The 17043-nt window shown below is 73.2% G+C and carries 16 protein-coding genes; 9 read left to right on the top strand and 7 right to left on the bottom strand.

The genetic code is table 11. The annotated features are described in order from the left end of the window. The first annotated feature begins 124 nt into the window (after positions 1–124). The gene (locus tag EV385_RS17710) at positions 125–1144 is read left to right on the top strand and encodes a proprotein convertase P-domain-containing protein (RefSeq protein WP_130510465.1); all 1020 of its coding nucleotides are present in this window, start codon (positions 125–127) and stop codon (positions 1142–1144) included. 91 nt (positions 1145–1235) lie between these two features. Here the strand turns inward: EV385_RS17710 and EV385_RS17715 are convergent, their stop codons facing one another. Continuing rightward, the gene (locus tag EV385_RS17715; RefSeq protein ID WP_130510466.1) at positions 1236–1427 is read right to left on the bottom strand and encodes a hypothetical protein; all 192 of its coding nucleotides are present in this window, start codon (positions 1425–1427) and stop codon (positions 1236–1238) included. Between the two features lie 222 nt (positions 1428–1649). On the opposite strand from EV385_RS17715, the gene EV385_RS17720 reads away from it, so the two are divergent. Beyond that, entirely contained in the window at positions 1650–2447 is a 798-nt protein-coding gene (locus EV385_RS17720; protein WP_278045028.1) for a GntR family transcriptional regulator, read from the top strand. 17 nt (positions 2448–2464) lie between these two features. On the opposite strand, the gene EV385_RS17725 is transcribed toward EV385_RS17720, so the two are convergent. The 6 genes from EV385_RS17725 to pseB are packed head-to-tail and all read right to left on the bottom strand — an operon-like array spanning position 2465 to position 8844. After that, entirely contained in the window at positions 2465–3529 is a 1065-nt protein-coding gene (locus EV385_RS17725; RefSeq protein ID WP_130510468.1) for a PseG/SpsG family protein, read from the bottom strand. Beyond that, entirely contained in the window at positions 3526–4254 is a 729-nt protein-coding gene (locus EV385_RS17730) for a cytidylyltransferase domain-containing protein (RefSeq protein ID WP_130510469.1), read from the bottom strand. The genes EV385_RS17725 and EV385_RS17730 overlap by 4 nt, the downstream gene beginning before the upstream one ends. A gap of 30 nt (positions 4255–4284) precedes the next feature. Then, positions 4285–5898, bottom strand: a complete 1614-nt coding sequence (locus EV385_RS17735; RefSeq protein WP_242624937.1) for a class I SAM-dependent methyltransferase — start codon at positions 5896–5898, stop codon at positions 4285–4287. After that, a complete protein-coding gene (locus EV385_RS17740) occupies positions 5895–6740 on the bottom strand; it encodes a hypothetical protein (protein WP_130510470.1) in 846 nt (281 codons plus the stop codon). Before EV385_RS17740 ends, EV385_RS17735 begins: the two co-directional genes overlap by 4 nt. 5 nt (positions 6741–6745) lie before the next feature. Beyond that, positions 6746–7870, bottom strand: a complete 1125-nt coding sequence (locus tag EV385_RS17745; RefSeq protein WP_130510471.1) for a DegT/DnrJ/EryC1/StrS family aminotransferase — start codon at positions 7868–7870, stop codon at positions 6746–6748. After that, entirely contained in the window at positions 7870–8844 is a 975-nt protein-coding gene (gene pseB, locus EV385_RS17750; protein WP_130513387.1) for a UDP-N-acetylglucosamine 4,6-dehydratase (inverting), read from the bottom strand. Before pseB ends, EV385_RS17745 begins: the two co-directional genes overlap by 1 nt. A gap of 194 nt (positions 8845–9038) precedes the next feature. Between pseB and EV385_RS17755 the strand changes: the two genes are divergently transcribed. Genes EV385_RS17755 through EV385_RS17785 form a run of 7 tightly spaced genes read left to right on the top strand, consistent with a single transcriptional unit; the run spans position 9039 to position 17031 of the window. Continuing rightward, positions 9039–9299, top strand: coding sequence for an acyl carrier protein (locus tag EV385_RS17755; RefSeq protein WP_130510472.1), 261 nt, complete (start codon positions 9039–9041; stop codon positions 9297–9299). After that, the gene (locus EV385_RS17760; protein WP_130510473.1) at positions 9292–10029 is read left to right on the top strand and encodes an SDR family NAD(P)-dependent oxidoreductase; all 738 of its coding nucleotides are present in this window, start codon (positions 9292–9294) and stop codon (positions 10027–10029) included. Before EV385_RS17755 ends, EV385_RS17760 begins: the two co-directional genes overlap by 8 nt. Then, the gene (locus EV385_RS17765; protein ID WP_130510474.1) at positions 10026–11378 is read left to right on the top strand and encodes an AMP-binding protein; all 1353 of its coding nucleotides are present in this window, start codon (positions 10026–10028) and stop codon (positions 11376–11378) included. Before EV385_RS17760 ends, EV385_RS17765 begins: the two co-directional genes overlap by 4 nt. Continuing rightward, positions 11375–12418, top strand: coding sequence for a LuxE/PaaK family acyltransferase (locus EV385_RS17770; protein ID WP_130510475.1), 1044 nt, complete (start codon positions 11375–11377; stop codon positions 12416–12418). Before EV385_RS17765 ends, EV385_RS17770 begins: the two co-directional genes overlap by 4 nt. Continuing rightward, on the top strand, positions 12415–13593 hold the full coding sequence (locus EV385_RS17775; protein WP_130510476.1) for an acyl-CoA reductase: 1179 nt from the start codon (positions 12415–12417) through the stop codon (positions 13591–13593). Before EV385_RS17770 ends, EV385_RS17775 begins: the two co-directional genes overlap by 4 nt. Before the next feature lie 7 nt (positions 13594–13600). Beyond that, on the top strand, positions 13601–14599 hold the full coding sequence (locus tag EV385_RS17780; protein WP_130510477.1) for a glycosyltransferase family 2 protein: 999 nt from the start codon (positions 13601–13603) through the stop codon (positions 14597–14599). Then, positions 14596–17031: a hypothetical protein gene (locus tag EV385_RS17785; RefSeq protein ID WP_130510478.1), complete on the top strand. Its 2436-nt coding sequence runs from the start codon at positions 14596–14598 to the stop codon at positions 17029–17031. The genes EV385_RS17780 and EV385_RS17785 overlap by 4 nt, the downstream gene beginning before the upstream one ends. Positions 17032–17043: the final 12 nt, after the last annotated feature.

Genomic DNA, 17043 nt, shown 5'->3' on the forward strand with positions numbered 1-17043 from the left:
GATTCACATCCGTCTAACCCATCGACAGTTGGCGTTGTCCCGCTGCCCGCCAGGGCGCTTCGTCCTGGCCTCGTACAAGGAGCTCATCATCACCACATCAGTACGCCGCGGGCGCCATGCCGTGATGCGGGTCGGTGTCGTCGCCAGCCTGCTGGCGATGTCGGCCATCGTGAGTGCCGCGCCGGCCGCCGCGGCTGAGCCGCCCTACTCGGTCAGCGCGACACCGTCCACAACGACCATCCAGCCGGGTGGCACCGTGACCGTAGCGGTGCAGACCGAGATGAGCACGGACCGGCAGCCCGTCGCCCTGGAGCTGAGCGCCTTCACCGGCATCTCGGCGGAGGTGACGTTCGAGCGCCCGAAGCTGACCGCGGGTGAGTCGACGACGATGACGATGCGTGTCAACCCGGACGCGCGGTCCGGGACGCATCGGATCGAGGTCATGGCGCACATGAACGGCCCCGAGTTCTTCACGCAGTACGCCACCTTCGACCTCACCGTCACGGGCTTCACCATGGCCGTCGGCCCCCAGGCGGCCACCGTCGAACCCGGGGGATCGGCCACCACCACCATCACCGCGGCCGGCGAGGGCCACAACATCTCGTTCTTCGCGCCCAAGCTCCCCGCCGACATGACGGCGACGCTCAGCCCCTGGAGTGTCGGTGAAGGCGGAACCTCCACGTTGACGGTCCAGACCACGAAGTACACGCCTCCCGGCACCTATCCGATCCGGGTGGTCGGCCGGAGTTCCGTCAACGAACAGGAGTCGATCTTCACGCTCACCATTCCCGGACATCAGCCGGGCTGCTCCGGCCGCACCGATGTTCCGGTCTGGGCGCCATGGATCACGACCGCGAAGAGCTGGGTGAATGTGTCCGGCTGTGACCGACGCGCATCCAGCCGGACCACGGTGGAGCTCCACCTGCGGGGCAAGAACGTCGAACCCCTGCAGGTCGTCCTGTTGACCCCGAACGGTTACAGCCGAGTGGTCAAGAAGGCCAACTACGACCGGCACCGGGCAAGCCTCGACGAGACCTTCACGGTGGATGCCTCAACGGAACCGGCGAACGGGGTGTGGGAGCTGCGGCTCTTCAACGGCGACACGCACTCGACCCAACTGGTCGGGTGGACCGTCAATCCGTGAGCCGCCGCCCGGGAAACTGACCCGGGCCCTCTGATGGCGGAGTTCCGGCCCGAGAGGCCCGGACTCCGCCATCGCGGTGCCGGCGGGCTGGTCACCAGGAATCGGGGAAGGTGTCATCCGCGACGGCGTGCACCGGGATTCCTGCGGTTTTCAGGAAGGAGCCGAGGGTGTCGGCCAGCGCCTCCACCTTGTCATCCTCGACGAAGGCGTAGCCGCGTTCCGAGAAGCAGAACGCGACCTTCTCAGCGATCTCGATCAGTGGATCACAGCCGTTCGCATTCATGTCCTGTCCAATCTCAGCCGAAACGGCCGCTGGAGAGTCGGAATCCGTCGCGCGCCTCGGTCGTTGTGCGCGCGGTGTGGACCCACAAGCCGGATGATCCGCAGTGGAGGCTCGGTTCTCGAAGATTGTCGGAGGATAATGTGTGCGTATAGTCTGGGGACAATCTTGAGGGGTGTCAAGCTTGTCTTGGGATAATCGCGAAGAAGAGGGGTTGTCTTGCCCGTGCACTCGCGCTATCGCGATATTGCTTCCAAGATTCGTGCACGTATCGAGGCCGGGGAGTGGGCGCCGGGCACCCGGCTACCCCGCTTGGATGACTTCGCGTCGGAGTACGGCGCCAACCGGGACACGATCGGCCGAGCCGTCGCCGTGCTCGAGGCGGAGGGCTACGTCTGGGCGGTCCAGGGCCGAGGCATCACGGTGCGGCTCGGAATGGTGCGCCCGCGTCCTCCTCGTGGCGACCTGGTCAGGCGCAACGAACAGGTCATCGGCTACTCGTTTCCGTCGGCGAGTGGTCAGGAGGTCTGGGTTCGTCACGGTGACGCCGTCAACGCCCCGGCGCCACTCGACGACCCGCGACTCGCCACGCTCCTCGGCGTCAAGCCCGGCACGTCGGTGCTGCGCAGGTTCCGGGTGACCGGACCCGCGTCCGAGGCGCCGTTTCAGATCAACATTTCCTGGATTCATCCCCGCGTCGCCGACATCGTCGCCGACGTCGATGCGAACCCCGCGGCGGGTGAGTGGCTCTATCGCATCGAACAGTCCGGGCACTGGCCGATCAGCTGGACGGAGATCCACCGAGCGCGCATGCCTACCAAGGACGAGGCCGCTCTCCTCGACATCCCCACCAGCCTGCCGGTTCTGGAGATCGTGCGGGTGGGCACGTCCGGAACCGACCACCAACCGGTCGAGGTCACCGAGTACGTCATCGCCAGCGATCGTGTCGAGACCGTGCATGTCCTGCACCGCGACGAGAGTGCCAAGGACCCGTGGCCTGACGCACCGGGAGGTCGGTCGTGACCGCCGTACCTGATGTTCTAGCAGCCTTTCCGGTGTGACACGGACGTGGAGCGGATCGTGGCCAGGAGCGCGGCGGCGGTTCGTTCCGGGCCGCGCCCGTCCACCGCGGCCCACGCGCGCGCACCCAGGGCGGCCCGGGCGGCCGGATCGGTGAGCAGGTCGCGCAGCACCCGCACGGCCGTGTCCGCCGCGATTCCGGGCACGCGCAGGGCGGGCAGATGCCCGAGCCCGGCCGCGAGCCCGCGCACGATCGTGCGCTCGTACCCGAGGATCTGGTTATCGACGACCCGGACCAGCGCGGCCGGCAGGCCGAGGCAGAGCAGTTCCCAGGTGGAGGTGCCGCTGGCGCTGACCGCCAGGTCGGCGTTCGCCAGCAGGGCGGGCAGGTCGTCGGTGGGGGCGATCACCCGCAGCCGCTGACCGGCGGCGGGCGCCACCGCCAGCAGGTCGTCGCGCAGGCCGTCGTCGGCGGCCACGAGGGTCGCGTCGAAGGGCGCCCCGGTCGCGACCAGCAGGCGCCCGATCACGGGGGCGGCGCGGAAGGCGTCGGTCCCGCCGAAAAACGCCACCACCTTCGGCGTACGGCCGGAGCCCGTGTCCCGGGGCGCGGCCGGACGGCGTGCGCGCACCGCCGTTCGCAGCAGCGCGTAGTCCAGCCCGGCCAGCCGGACCGCGCCCGGCGGCAGGTCCGGCGCGACCAGCTCGGCGTCGAGGTTCTGGTCGACGTACACGTCGGCGGGCTGGCCGAGCAGGTCGCCGTCCACGATGGTCAGGACGACGCGTCCGGTGGCCCGGACGGCTGCCGCGTGTGCCGGTGGCAGTTCGTACGAGTCGGTCACCAGCGCGTCCAGGCCCAGCCGCGCGGCGGCCGCGACCAGCCCGACCTCGTCGTACGGGGCCGGATGCCAGGGCAGGCCGCGCTGCTCCAACTGGGCCCGCGCCCAGGCGACACCGCCCAGGTCGCTGAGGAAATGCACCGTCACGCCCCGGCCCACGAGTTCCTCGGCCAGTGCCACGCAACGCACCAGATGCCCCACCCCGGTACGCGGCCCGGCGTCACAACGGATCCCGACGGTAATCAAGCTTGCTGCAGCTCCTTCTGGCGTACGTGGGCATTGAGCGTGGTCAGTTCCGGCCGGTCGGCGAGCCAGTCCGCGAGGACGCGAACGTCGACCGGCTCGTCGCCGAAATGCTCCACGATCGCCTCGATGAGCCGCCAGTCGTCCTCGGTGTCCAGGGTGAGCCGCAGCTCCGACAGGTCCGGCTGCAGGGTCAGGCCGAGCACCGCGAAGTCGCGCGGGTGGGCGTACACGTAGGAGGTGACGTGGGTGCGGTGGTGTGCGGTGGCCAGCGGGTCGATGGTGCGCAGCACGTCGGCGCGGACCACCTCGACGTCCAGGCCGCGCGGCAGGGTGCGGGCGATCGAGGTACTCAGGTAGTCCAGGCCGGGCGTCGCGGCGAACACCGTGGCGGCCAGCCGCACCAGGCGCGGGTCGAGCAGGGGACAGTCGGCCGTGAAGCGCAGCACCGCGTCCGCCGGGTGCGCGTCGAGGACGCCCAGGAACCGGGTCAGCACGTCGTCGGTGGGCCCGCGCCGGCACGCCACCTTCAGCCGGGCGCATTCGGCCTCGACGGCGTCGTCGCGGGACTCGTCGGTGGTGGCCACGACGACGCCGTCCAGCACGCCGGCGGCCTGCGCGGCGCGGACGACCCGTTCCAGCACCGTACGGCCGCCAAGCCGACGTAGCACCTTGCCGGGCAGCCGGGACGAGCCCATCCGGGCCTGGACGATTCCGAGGGTGCGCATGGATTTCCTCCGCTGGTGACCGATGGCGGGTCAGGTCCGGGACCGGCGCAGGGCCCGCCGCGCGGCGGTCAGGCCGAGCCGGGCCAGCCGGTGCCCGAGGCCGCCGCTGAACACGGCGATCTGCAGGTGGGCGCGGCGCAACTCGGCGTCGCGCAGGGCCAGCTCCCGCTCGTACCAGTCGGTGCGGGCGGTCGCGTCCGCGAGCTGTGCGCGCAGGGCGCGCAGTTGTTCCTCGTGCTCGCGCAGCGAGTCCGGTTCGGCCGGTCCGGTGCGCGGCGGCGTGCCGGGCAGGTCCGGGCCGAGGCCCGCCGCTCCGGCCAGCACGGCGGTCAGGGTGTCCGGGTCGGTGGCGGCCGGCCAGGGGTGGGCGTATCCGCCGGTGATCAGGGTGTGGGCGAGTCGGCGCAGCGCCGCCACGGCGGCCTCGGGGGCGCCGGGCGGGTCCGGGTCGCGCGGGCTGGGGTCGAGCAGGGCGTACGCCTCGCCGTCGAGCAGCACGTTGTCGGCGGTCGCGTACGCCCGCTGCCCGTCCAGCGTCGCCAGCCATGCCGACCAGCCGCTGAGCAGCCGCCGGATCCGGGGAAGGTCGTGCCGCAGGCACGCGCTGATCAGGAGTTCTTCGAGTAGCCGCCCGCCGGGCATCGGCCCGTCCAGGGCGGCGGGATCGCGGTGCGGTGTCGGCTCGGTGGTCCCGCCGACCACCCGCCGCGTCCAGCCACCGTCCCGGTCGCGGCTCAGCTCAAGCACCGTCGCGCTTCCGTCGGTGCCGCCGCTCAGCAGGGCGGGGGGCAGGGGCAGGGAGGGGGCCGGGCGCGGTGACCGGTGGGCGAGGACGATCCACGCGGCGGCGAACTCCGCGCCGAGGCCGCCCCGGACGGCCGCCGCGGCCAGGCGGCGCGGGTCGCTGAGCACGGGCCGCCGCGCGTACGCGGCACCGACCGCGCCCGCGGCGGCCCCGGCGAGCGCGCCCACCGGGCCGTCCTGCAGGGCGTAAGGGGTGGCCGCCAGGGTCGGTGCCGAGGGCAGCGGCCAGACCGCGGCGAGCCAGGAGACCGCCAGCCCCTCGGCGGCCAGCCGGGTGGACAGCCGGGCCGGGTTTCCCGGCCTGGACTCGTCGAACTCGCCCAGCGGCCGCCAGACGCCGTCGGTGTGCGCGGACGTGGCAGCGGTGCGGTCGACCAGCCGGTGCACGCCCAGCTCGTTCTCCACGGTGAGCAGGAGGGTGCCGCCGGGGCGCAACGTGCGGCGTAGCACCTGCAGGGCCTCGGCCCAGTCGTACTGGGGGCCCTCCACGGAACAGAGCCGGTCGAGTCCGTCGAGCGCGACCACGATGTCGTACCGGTCGGTGTCGGTGAGTTTGGCCAGAGTGCCACACAGGACGGTGACGCCGCGCCCGGTCAGCCCGTCCGCGTCGGGCTGCGACCGGAGCAGGCACGTGACGTCGGTGTGCGCGGCCAACCCGGCCAGGATCGCGTCGTCGTGCGGTCCGGCGATCAGGGCCCGGCCCCCGGCGGGCAGCAGGGCGGCCAGCCGCCCGAGCAGATGGGCGAGGACCGGCCCACCGGCGGGTGGCCGCTCGCCGGGCCGCCGGTCGGACCAGGCGGGCATCTCCCCGCCGATCAGCCGCACCGTCTGTGGAGTCACGAGACGGCCTCGGCGACCCGCCGCTTCGGCCCGCGGTGGGTGTGCCAGCCGAGGATGGCGCGCAGTTCGGCGGGCGAGGCGAGGCTGTCCGCGCCGAGTTCGGCGGCCGCGCTCGCGGCGGCCGCGACCGGATCGGGGTGTACGCCGTGCAGTTCGGGCCACTGGCGGCGGATGCGTTCGGCGGTCGCCCGGTCCTCACCGGCCAGGCGCATCGGGTCGCCGTACACGGCGGGCTCGCAGCCGGTCGCGGCCCCGTACAGGATGGCGCTGCCCAGGCGGTTCGACGCGACCCGGCGGTGGCGGCGCAGTTCGGTGAGCTGCCGGCGCAGGAACTCCGGGTCGGTGTCGCGCCACCGGTGGCCGCGGTAGCCGTGGCAGATGACCCGCCCGGCCGCCTCGTACACCGCCCGGATCCGCTCGTCGCGGTATTCGTGCCAGTACAGGCAGAAGGTGACCGGGCCCGGCTCGGTGGCCCTGATCTCGTCGATGAGCCGCCGGTGGTCGCCGTGCACGCGCTGGCTCTCCCAGCCGTGGAACGGATACCAGAGCGTCCCCTCGCGCGGCCCTGGCCGCGCCTCGGGCCGCAGCGCCATCAGATAGAGGAACGGCGCCCCGACGACGGTCGCCTGCCGCCGCCCCATCGACCACGCCCGCCGCCGGGTCTGCTCGGACCACACGAGGATGGGCCGCCCGGACACGTACGGCGTCCCGGCGCCGAGACCGTCCAGCACGTTCCAGCCGTGCTGCAGGTAGCCCTCGATGCGCGGCGGGTCGTCCGGATCCAGCCCGCAGTACGCGGCCAGCACGTGGGCGTGGCCGTAGAAGTGGTTGGCGTGGTGCACCGGCCTCAGCTCCCCAGCACGGTGCGCAGGGTGTCGACGACGCGGTCCTGGTCGGTGTCGGTCAGGTCCGCGAACAGCGGCAGCGACAGCTGCTCGGCGTAGAACGCCTCGGCCACGGGACACAGGCCGCGCCGGTACCCGAGATCCTCGAACACCGGATGCCGGTACGCGGGCAGGTAGTTCACCTGCACGCCGATGCCCGCGGCGCGCATCCGCTCGTACACCTCGCGGCGCCGGCCGCCGAGAACCCGTACGGGATAGAGGTGCCGCATCGGGTCCGCCCACGCCCGGCGGGCGGGCAGCCGCAGGCCGGGAACGTCCGCCAGCAGCTCGTCGTAGCGGGCGGCCAGCCGGGCCCGGCTGGCCTTGAAGTCCGCGAGGCGCCGCAACTGGGCGCTGCCGAGGGCGCACAGTACGTCGGGCAGCCGGTAGTTGAGGCCGAACTCGTGCACCTCCTGGTGCCAGCCGCCCTCGTCGGGGTGGCGCAGCCGGGCCGGGTCGCGCACCAGCCCGACCGTGCGGAACGTGCGGGCCCGCTCCAGCAGCGCCGGATCGGTCGACGCGACCGCGCCGCCCTCGCCGGTGGTGAGGTTCTTGGTGGGGAAGAAGGAGAAGGTGGTCAGGTCGGCCAGCGCCCCGACCGGCCGCCCCCGGTACGCCGACCCGACGGCGTGCGCCGCGTCCGCGATCAGCACCGCTCCGGCGCTGTCGGCCACCTTGCGGAGCTGGTCGTACTCGGCGGGATGCCCGGCGTAGTCGACCGCGGTGACCGCCCTGGTGCGCGAGGTCACGGCGGCCTCGGCGGCGGCCGGGTCCAGGTTCGCGGTGTCGTCCTCCACGTCGGCGAAGACCACGGTCGCCCCGAGCATGGCGGCGGTGGCCGCGGTGGTCACGAACGTCATGGGCGTGGTGACCACCTCGTCGCCGGGGCCGATCCCGGCGGCCGCGTACGCGGTGTGCAGGGCGGCGGTGCCGTTGCTGACCGTCACGCACGGGGCCCCGGCGACGGCTTGCAGGTCCCGCTCGAAGCGGGTGACCCGGGGTCCGGTGGTGAGCCAGTCGCTGCGCAGCGCCTCGACGACCGCGGCCACGTCGGACCCGTCGACGGACTGCCGCCCGTACGGCAGCATCACGGAACCTTCAGCAGGTCGCGCATCTCGTCGACCTCCAGCCACAGGTCGTTGTTGTCGGAGCGGTAGTTGAAGCCGTCCGGCACCGGCTCGCCGCCGGTCGGGGTCTGGTAGCCCCAGCTGGCGACGACGGGCTGGACCACGTACCGGTCGGGGAAGCGCAGGGTGCGGCGGCTGTCGTCGGCGGAGATCATCTCCTCGTGCAGCTTCTCGCCGGGGCGCATGCCGACCTCGTGCGTGGGTGCGTCCGGGGCCACGGCCTCGACCAGGTCGAGGATGCGCATGCTGGGGATGCGCGGCACGAACAGCTCGCCGCCCTGCATCCGGTCGAACGAGTCCACGACGAACTTCACGGCCTGCTCCAGCGTGATCCAGAACCGGGTCATCCGCTTGTCCGTGACGGGCAGGCTGCGTCCTTCGGCGTTCAGGGTGCGGAACAGCGGGACCACCGAGCCGCGGCTGCCCATCACGTTGCCGTAGCGCACGACCGCGAACCGGGTGGGGTGCTGGGCGGCGTAGTGGTTGCCCGCGATGAACAGCTTGTCCGCGACCAGCTTGGTGGCGCCGTACAGGTTGATCGGGCTGGAGGCCTTGTCGGTGGAGAGCGCCACGACCTTCTGCACGCCCGCGGTGATGGCGGCGTCGATGACGTTCTGCGAGCCGTCGATGTTGGTGGCGACGAACTCCGACGGGTTGTACTCGGCGGTGTCGACCTGCTTGAGCGCGGCGGCGTGCACCACGTGGTCGATGCCGTGCATGGCGCGGACGAGGCGGTCGCGGTCGCGGATGTCGCCGATGAAGAACCGCAGCCGCGGGTCGTCGCCGAACATCTGCCGCAGCTCGTACTGCTTCAGCTCGTCGCGGGAGAACACGACGATGCGCTGGGGGTCCAGGTTGGCCAGTGCGTGCCGCAGGAAGGCCTTGCCGAACGAGCCGGTGGCTCCGGTCACGAGGATCGACGATCCGCTCGAAATGGTCACGTATAACTCCATGGGGGTGGCTGCCGAAGGGCGACTCGGCCGGAAGCATAACTGCGTGTCGGACCAATTCCAGGGGCTGTGGAAAACGCCAACATCCATTCACATCCTGTTCAGCTTCGATTGGTCGCGAGGACTAGGGTGGTGGGGGACGTTGGTTGCCTTCACCCTTGACCCCCTGGAGTAACACCGTGACTGACCTGCAGAGACTGCGCGACGTGTTCCGTGCGGCGCTGGACCTGCCCGCGGACGCGCCCGTGGACGATCTGCACTACCAGGACCACGAGAAGTGGGACTCGCTCGCCCACATGTCGCTGATCGCGGCCCTGGAAGATGAATTCTCGGTAATGATCGACACCGAGGACGTCATCAATATGTCCAGCTTTAGCGAGGCAATGAAAATTCTGGGTAAATACGGGGTTGCCAGCGACGGGTGGTCGAGCCGTGGCTGATCGGGTCGCCCTGGTCACCGGGGCTTCCCGCGGCATCGGCCTGGCCACGGCGCACCGCCTCGCCGAGACCGGCCACGACCTGGTCCTGCACGGCCACCGCCCCGAGCCGGTCGCCGCGGTGGCCGCCGCGATCGCGGACAAGTACGGCGTGTCCGCGGTCAGTGCCGCCGGGGACATCGCCGACCCGGCGACCAGCCGGGCCGTGATGCGGCTGGCGTTCGAGACGTTCCGCCGCCTGGACGCCCTCGTGGTCAACGCGGGCACCCACGCCGCCGGGGTGCTCGGCATGATCGACGACGCCACGGTGCAGCGGCTGTTCGCGGTGAACGCGGCCGGTGCGGCGTACACATTGCAGGGTGCGGTCCGGCTGCTCGGCCGTGGCAAGGAGCCCGCGGTGGTGCTCGTGGCGTCGGTCACCGGCGAGGTCGGCGCGGCCGGTCAGTCCGTGTACGCCGCGTCCAAGGCGGCCGTGAGCGGCCTGGCCCGCTCCGCCGCCAAGGAGCTCGGGCCGCGCGGCATCCGGGTCAACGCGGTGGCCCCCGGCTTCATCGCCACCGACATGCTGGACAGCCTCGACGACGCGGGCCGGGCCCGGCGGATCGCGGACACCCCGCTGGGGCGGCTCGGTGAGCCCGCCGAGGTCGCCGACGTGATCGCGTTCCTGCTGTCGCGGCGGGCCCGCTTCGTCACCGGCCAGGTGCTGGGCGTCGACGGGGGACTGACGCTGTGAACCTGCTCCACCCGGACGCCCGCGTCCTCGACGCGGCGACCGGCGCCACCCTGGATCACGCCCAGGTCGACGCCGCCGCCGCCGACTTCGCCCGGCACGCCCCCGGGGTCGCGTTCGCGCTCACCCCGACCGAGCTGCCCGCCGTCGCCCGCTACCTGGGTGCGCTGCGCGCCGGTCGCCCGGTCGCCCTGCTCGACCCGGAGCTGACCGCGCCCGTGCTGCACGACCTGATCGCGCGGTTCGCGCCCGCCCTGGTCACCGGCGTCACCGGCGCCCCGCCCGACGGCTACCGGGCCGAGCCCGCCGCCCACCGGGCCGGGGCGGACACGTGGGTCCGGCAGGCCCCGGCCGCCCCGGTGCACCCCGACCTGGCCCTGCTGCTCACCACCAGCGGCTCCACCGGCAACCCGAAGCTGGTGCGGCTGTCGGCCGCCGCGGTGCGGGCCAACGCCGAGGCCATCGCCGCCAGCCTGGGCATCACCGGCGCCGAGACCGCGCCGACCACCCTGCCGCTGTTCTACACGTACGGGCTGTCCGTGCTGCACAGTCACCTGCTGCGCGGCGCGACCGTGGTGCTGGAACGCTCCGGCATGCTGCACCGCGACTTCTGGGCGGCGGTGGACACCCACCGGGTCACGTCCCTGGCCGCCGTGCCGTACCAGTACGAGATGCTGCGGCGGCTGCGCTTCGACCCGGCCCGCTACCCGCACCTGCGCACCCTCACCCAGGCGGGCGGGCGGCTGCGCACGGAACTGGTCGCCGACTTCGGCGACCGGATGGCCGCCGCCGGGGGCTGGCTGTTCGTCATGTACGGCCAGACCGAGGCGACCGCCCGGATGACCGTGCTGCCCCCCGACCGGCTGGCCGACAAGCTCGGCTCGGCCGGGCTGCCCATCCCCGGCGGCGCGCTGGCCACCCGCGACGGCGAGGTCGTCTACACCGGACCGAACGTCATGATGGGGTACGCCGAGACGGCGCGGGACCTGGCGCGCGGCGACGACCTGGGCGGCGTGCTGCGCACCGGCGACCTGGGCCACCTCGACGACGACGGGTTCCTGTTCCTCACCGGGCGGCTCAAGCGGATCGGCAAGGTCTTCGGGGTCCGGGTCAACCTCGACGACGTGGAACGCGGCCTCGCGACGCACGGCGCCGTCGCGGCCGTCGCGGGCGACGACCGGATCCACGTCTTCGTCGAGGGGGCGGACGCGGAGCACGCCCGGGCCGTGCGCGGGGAGCTGGCCGGGTGGCTCGACACCCACTTCTCCGGGCTGGACGTGCGCGGGGTCGACGCCCTGCCGCTGCTGCCCACCGGAAAAATCGACTACCGCAGGCTGGAAGCGTCGCTGTGAGCGTGTTCACCCGTACCCAGAAGGAGCGCGAGCCGGTGCTGCTGGCCGAGCTGTCCGCGCTCGTGGCGCACCACCGCGCCCACTGCCCCCCGTACGATCGGATCCTCGCGGCCGAGGGTTTCACCACCGCGAGTGCCGTCGCGGAGCTGCCGTGGCTGCCGGTCCGGCTGTTCAAGCACCTGGTGCTGAAGAGCATCCCGGACGACGCGGTGTTCAAGGTGCTCACCTCCAGCGGCACCACCGGCGAGGTGAGCCGCATCCACCTCGACAAGCAGGCCGCCGCCACGCAGACCCGGCAGCTCGGCGCGACGCTGCGGACCGTGCTCGGCGACAAGCGGCTGCCCATGCTGCTGGTCGACTCCCGGGGCATCCTCACCGACCGCCGCTCCTTCAGCGCCCGTGGCGCCGGGGTGCTCGGCATGGCCACCTTCGGCCGCGACCACGTGTGGGCCCTCGACCCCGAGGGGCGTCCCGACCTCGAGGCGGTGCGCGGCTTCCTCGCCAGGCACGGCGACGCCCCGTTCCTCATCTTCGGCTTCACCTACCTGGTCTGGCTGCACCTGTACGAGGTGGCCCGCGACGCCGGGCTCGATCTGAGCAACGGCATCCTGATCCACTCCGGCGGCTGGAAGAAGCTCGTCGACCGGGCGGTGCCGCCCGCCGAGTTCCGGCGCCGCCTCGCCGCCGACGTCGGCCTGAGCCGGGTGCACAACTTCTACGGCATGGTCGAGCAGATCGGCACGATCTTCCTGGAGGGACCCTCGGGCGGTTCGCTGTACTGCCCGGACTTCGCGGACGTGGTGATCCGCGACCCGCACACCTGGGCGGAGCAGCCGACCGGCGAGCCCGGCCTGATCGAGGTGGTGAGCACCCTGCCCACCTCGTATCCGGGGAATGTGCTGCTCACCGAGGACCTCGGGGTGGTGCACGGCGTCGACGACGGTGACTGGCCGGGCAAGCGGTTCTCCGTGCTGGGGCGGCTGCCCCGGGCCGAGGCGCGCGGCTGCTCCGACACCTACCGTTCGGGGAGGGCCGCGTGAGGTTTCGGTTCGGTGAGCCGGGGGATGTGACCGAGCCGTCGCACGAGCGGCTGGCGGTCGGCGACGAGCGGGTGGTGGACTTCCTGGCCCGCTTCGCCCGCCGCCTGCTGTCTCCGGCGGTCGCCCGGCAGCACCCGGAGCTGGGGTCGCTCGGCTACTTCCTGCGCCCCGCCGAACTGGCGCGTGCGGTGGCCCGGATGCGCCACGACGACGCGCTGGTCTTCCCCCGGGGCAACGTCTTCCACGTCCCACCCGCCAACGTGGACACCATCTTCGTGTACTCGTGGGCGCTGTCCGCCCTCGCCGGAAACCACAACGTCGTCCGCATCTCGGAACGCTCCGCGGCCGCCGCCGACGTGGTGCTGGAAGCGTTGCACGCCACGGAAGCCGACCCGGTCATCGGCCGCACCCAGCGGATGGTCACGTACGGCCGGGACGACGCCGTCACCGCTGCGCTCAGTGCGTGGTGCGACCTGCGGGTCATCTGGGGCGGGGACACCGCCGTGGACACCATCCGGGCGCACCCGCTGCGCCCGTCCGCGCGCGATCTCACGTTCCCCGACCGTACGTCCTGGGCGGTGCTGTCGGTGCCCGGGTGGCGGGTCGCCGACCGGGCCGCCCGGCGCGCGGCCGTGCTCGGCTTCGCCAACGACGCGTACTGGTTCGACCAGGCCGCCTGCTCGTCACCGCGCACGGTGTTCCTGGTCGGTCCGCGCCCCGACGGGGTCGCCGACGAGTTCCTGACCCTGCTCGGCGAGGCCGTCGCGGAGAAGGGCTGGAGCGTGGACGCGGCGATGGCGGTGGAGAAGCGGGTCCACGCGTACGGGCTGGCCGCCACCGGCGCGGCCACCGGGCTGCGGCACGCGGGCAACGCGGTCACCGGACTCACCCTCAGCGGGGTGTCCGCCGCACCCCGGCGCTGGATCGGGGCGGGGGCGTTCCCGTTCGCCGCCGTGGAGTCGCTGACCGACCTGGTACCGGCCATGACCCGGCAGGACCAGACCGTCAGCCACTTCGGCTTCACCCCCGACGAGCTGCGGGCCTTCGCCGTGGCGCTCGGCGGGCGCGGCGTGGACCGGATCGTGCCGTTCGGGTCGGCGCTCACTTTCAGCGCGATCTGGGACGGCTACGACCTGCCCCGCGAATTCACCCGCCTCACGACCGTGAAGACATAGGAATCCGATGACACCCCCCGTGCTCTCCGTCGTCGTCCCGATGTTCAACGAGGAGGCGGTGATCCCGGCGTTCGTCGCCCGGCTCCGGCCGGTCCTCGACGACCTGGACCTGCCGTACGAGGTCGTCGCGGTCGACGACGGCAGCGCCGACGGCACCGCAGGGCTGCTCGCCCAGCAGGCAAGCGACTGGCCCGAACTGCGGCTGGTACGGCTGCGTCGCAACAGCGGCCACCAGGCCGCGCTCACGGCGGGCCTGCACCGGGCGTACGGCGACTGGGTGGTCAGCATCGACGCGGACCTGCAGGACCCGCCCGAGACGATCCCGCGCATGCTGCGGCTGGCCCGCGAGCAGGGCCTCGACGTCGTGTACGGGGTCCGCACCGACCGCAGCACCGACACCGCGTTCAAACGGCACACCGCCGGGGTCTACTACCGGTTGATGCGCCGCCTCGTCGGCGTCGAGGTGCCCGCGCAGGCCGGGGATTTCCGGCTGCTCAGCCGCGAGGTGGTGGAGGTGCTGCGCGGCCTGCCCGAGCGCGCCCCGGTGTACCGGCTGCTGGTGCCCTCGCTCGGCTTCGCCGCAGGTGAGGTGTCCTACGCCCGGGCGCCCCGGGCGGCCGGGACGACGAAGTACCCGCTGCGCAGGATGGTCGCGCTGGCGTGGGACAGCGCCGCCGACTTCTCCGCCGCGCCGCTGCGGCTGGCCACCTGGCTGGGGGCGGCGGCCTTCGTGCTGTGCCTGGCGCTGATCGTGTTCGGCGTGGCGGTGTGGGCCAACGGGGCGGTGATCCCCGGCTGGACGTCGCTCTTCCTCGCCGTGCTGCTGCTGTCGGCGGTGCAGCTGATCTGCCTCGGCCTGCTCGGCGAATACGTCAGCCGGATCTACCGTACGGTGCAGAACCGGCCCACGTTCCACATCGGATACGACTCGGCGGACGAGGCCGGGCACCCCGTGGAGATCCCCGGCCAGCGGCGCGCCGACCGCGCCCCGGCCGCCGCCCGATGACCGCCGCGCCGCTGGCGGACGTAGCGGATCGGGAGTCGCCCGCGCGGCAGGCCAGGCCGACCGGGCGGGAGCGCTGGCCGCGACGGGTCCGGTCCCGGCGCCACCTCCTGGCCGTGGCGCCGTGGCCGGTGGTCGCCGTCGTCGGCGGCTACACGCTGCACGCCACCGGCACCCCGGCCGTGGACGCCGCCGCGTACGCGTCGTACTGGGCGCTCTGCGTGGTGCTGCCCGGCACCCTGGTCTTCCGGGCGCTGCGCGGCAGCCGGGGCAATCTGCCCGAGGACCTCGGCCTCGGCGCGGCCACCGGCCTGGTGCTGGAGCTCGCCGCGTGGGCGGTGTCCGCCGCAGCCGGATGGCAGCCCGCGCTGCGCTGGTGGCCCGTACCCGTGGTCGTCGCGTTCCTGGCGGTGCCGCGGCTGCGGCGGCACTGGCGGATCGGTGACCGGCGCCCGCTGCCGGTCGCCTGGTCGTGGCTCATGGCCGTGGTCGTGCTGCTGATCGTCGGCTGGGCCGGGTATCCGATGCTCGGCAACCCGTTGCCGCCCGCCACGGCCGTCTACTACCAGGATCTGATGTACCACCTGGCGCTCGTGCGGGAGCTGACCCGCACGATGCCGTTCGAGGTGCCGCAGCTCGCCGGGCAGGCCCTGCGCTACCACTACCTGTCGGACGCGCACATGGCCACCGCCAGCATGATCACCGGAGTTCCGGCCAGCACCGTGCTGCTGCGGCTGTGGATGGTGCCGATCCTGGCCACGGCCGCGTTCGTGGTCGCCGTACTGGGTCGGGACCTGGCGGGGCGCTGGTGGGCCGGACCGGCGGCGGCCGGCGCGGCGTTCGTCGGGCTGCCGGTGACCCTGGGCGCCCCGGGCGGCTTCCTCGCCGGCAGCCCGGCCGTCTTCGCCAGCCCCTCGCAGATGTACGCGCTGCCGCTGGCCGCGCTGCTCGTCGTGCTGGCCGTGGACGTGCTGCGCGGGCGGCCCCTGGGCTGGGGGTGGACGCTGGTGCCCGCGCTGGCGTTCGCCTGCGCCGGGGCGAAGTCGAGCATCCTGCCGCCCCTGGTCGTGGGTGTGGTCCTGGCTGGGGTGGTCGTCTGGTGGCGGGCCCGGGCGGTCTCCTGGCCGGTGCTGGGGCTGTTCGCCGCGTTGGTGGGGGCGATGGCCCTCGGGTTTCGCGTCTTCGCGGGCGGGGGCGCGGGCACCCTGGCGGTGCAGGCGCTGGCCGCGCTCGACTGGATGGCGCCGTACCAGCGCACCCTGGGCCTGCGCGACGGGCCGGGCCACGACGGGCTGGTGCTGCCGAGCGCTGCCGGGGCCACGGGCGCCGAACGGTGGTTCATCGTCTGGGTGGTCGGGTGGTGGCTGCTCACCCAGACGCCCCGGCTGCTCGGTCTCGCCGCGCTGGGGGTCCGGCCCACCCGTGGTGACCCGGCGGCGTGGCTGCTGGCCGGGGTCACCCTCGCCGGTGTGGGCGGCACCTGGCTGTTGTGGCATCCATCGTCCAGCCAGGTGTACTTCTTCACGGGCGTGGTGCCGTTCGGCGCGGTGCTCACGGTGTGGCTGCTGGCGACGCTCACTGCGCCGGGCGGGGGGTGGCAGCGGGTCGCGGCCCTGGTCGGGGCGGCCGTGGGGGCTCTGTGGGGCGCCTTCGCGCCGCGTGTGGCCGCGCCTGGCCGCTCCACCGTGGACGGCTGGGCCCACGCTCTTGCCGTACCGGCGTGGCGAGCGGCGGCCGGGCTGGCGGTCCTGCTGGTCGTGGTCGCCGTGCTGGGCCGCGCCGAGCTTCCGACCGGACGGGCGGGCCTCCGTAGGGTCGGCCGGTTCCTCGGCGCGTCGCGGGCGCCCGGCGCGGCACCGGAGCGCCGGGCGGTCGCACGCCTGGTCGCCGCCACGGCCGTGGCCGCGGTGCTGGGCTGCGGAATCGGCACCGGCGCCGCTGCCATCGTGGACAATCTGCGGACGGCGCAGCGCAGTCCGGTCCCGCTGTCGAACAGGTTGGTCACGGCGGCGGAGATGCGGGCGGCCCAGTGGCTCGACGCGCACGCCGGCCTGGACGACGTGGTCGCCACGAACGTGCACTGCCAGCCGGTACGCACCCGGCCCGGGTGCGACGCGCGGGCCTTCTGGGTCGCCGGGCTCGGCGGGCGCCGGACGCTCGTGGAGAGCTGGGGCTACTCCGACGCCGCGGTCGCCGCGAACGGTGTCGGCGACGTCAAGTACATGTTCCAGCCGCCCCCGGACCCCGCGGTGTACGCCCTCAACGAGCGTGCCTTCACCGCGCCGACCACCGCGGACCTGGCCGAACTGCGCCGGGTGCACCGGGTCCGCTGGCTGTTCGCGGACCGGCGGGCGGGCCCGGTCTCACCGCAGCTCCCGGAACTGGCCGTGGTCCGCCTGACCGACGGGCCGGTCACGATCTACGAGCTGCGCTGACACATGCGGGCG

The organism is Krasilnikovia cinnamomea (assembly GCF_004217545.1).
In the GTDB taxonomy this organism is placed as follows: Bacteria; Actinomycetota; Actinomycetes; order Mycobacteriales; family Micromonosporaceae; genus Actinoplanes; species Actinoplanes cinnamomeus.

Excerpts from the sequence above, each read along its gene's own strand:
- EV385_RS17710 (WP_130510465.1), top strand. The coding sequence starts at position 125 with ATGCGGGTCGGTGTCGTCGCCAGCCTGCTGGCGATGTCGGCCATCGTG.
- EV385_RS17715 (WP_130510466.1), bottom strand. The coding sequence starts at position 1,427 with ATGAATGCGAACGGCTGTGATCCACTGATCGAGATCGCTGAGAAGGTC.
- EV385_RS17730 (WP_130510469.1), bottom strand. The coding sequence starts at position 4,254 with ATGCGCACCCTCGGAATCGTCCAGGCCCGGATGGGCTCGTCCCGGCTG.
- EV385_RS17745 (WP_130510471.1), bottom strand. The coding sequence starts at position 7,870 with ATGCTGCCGTACGGGCGGCAGTCCGTCGACGGGTCCGACGTGGCCGCG.
- EV385_RS17780 (WP_130510477.1), top strand. The coding sequence starts at position 13,601 with ATGACACCCCCCGTGCTCTCCGTCGTCGTCCCGATGTTCAACGAGGAG.
- EV385_RS17785 (WP_130510478.1), top strand. The coding sequence starts at position 14,596 with ATGACCGCCGCGCCGCTGGCGGACGTAGCGGATCGGGAGTCGCCCGCG.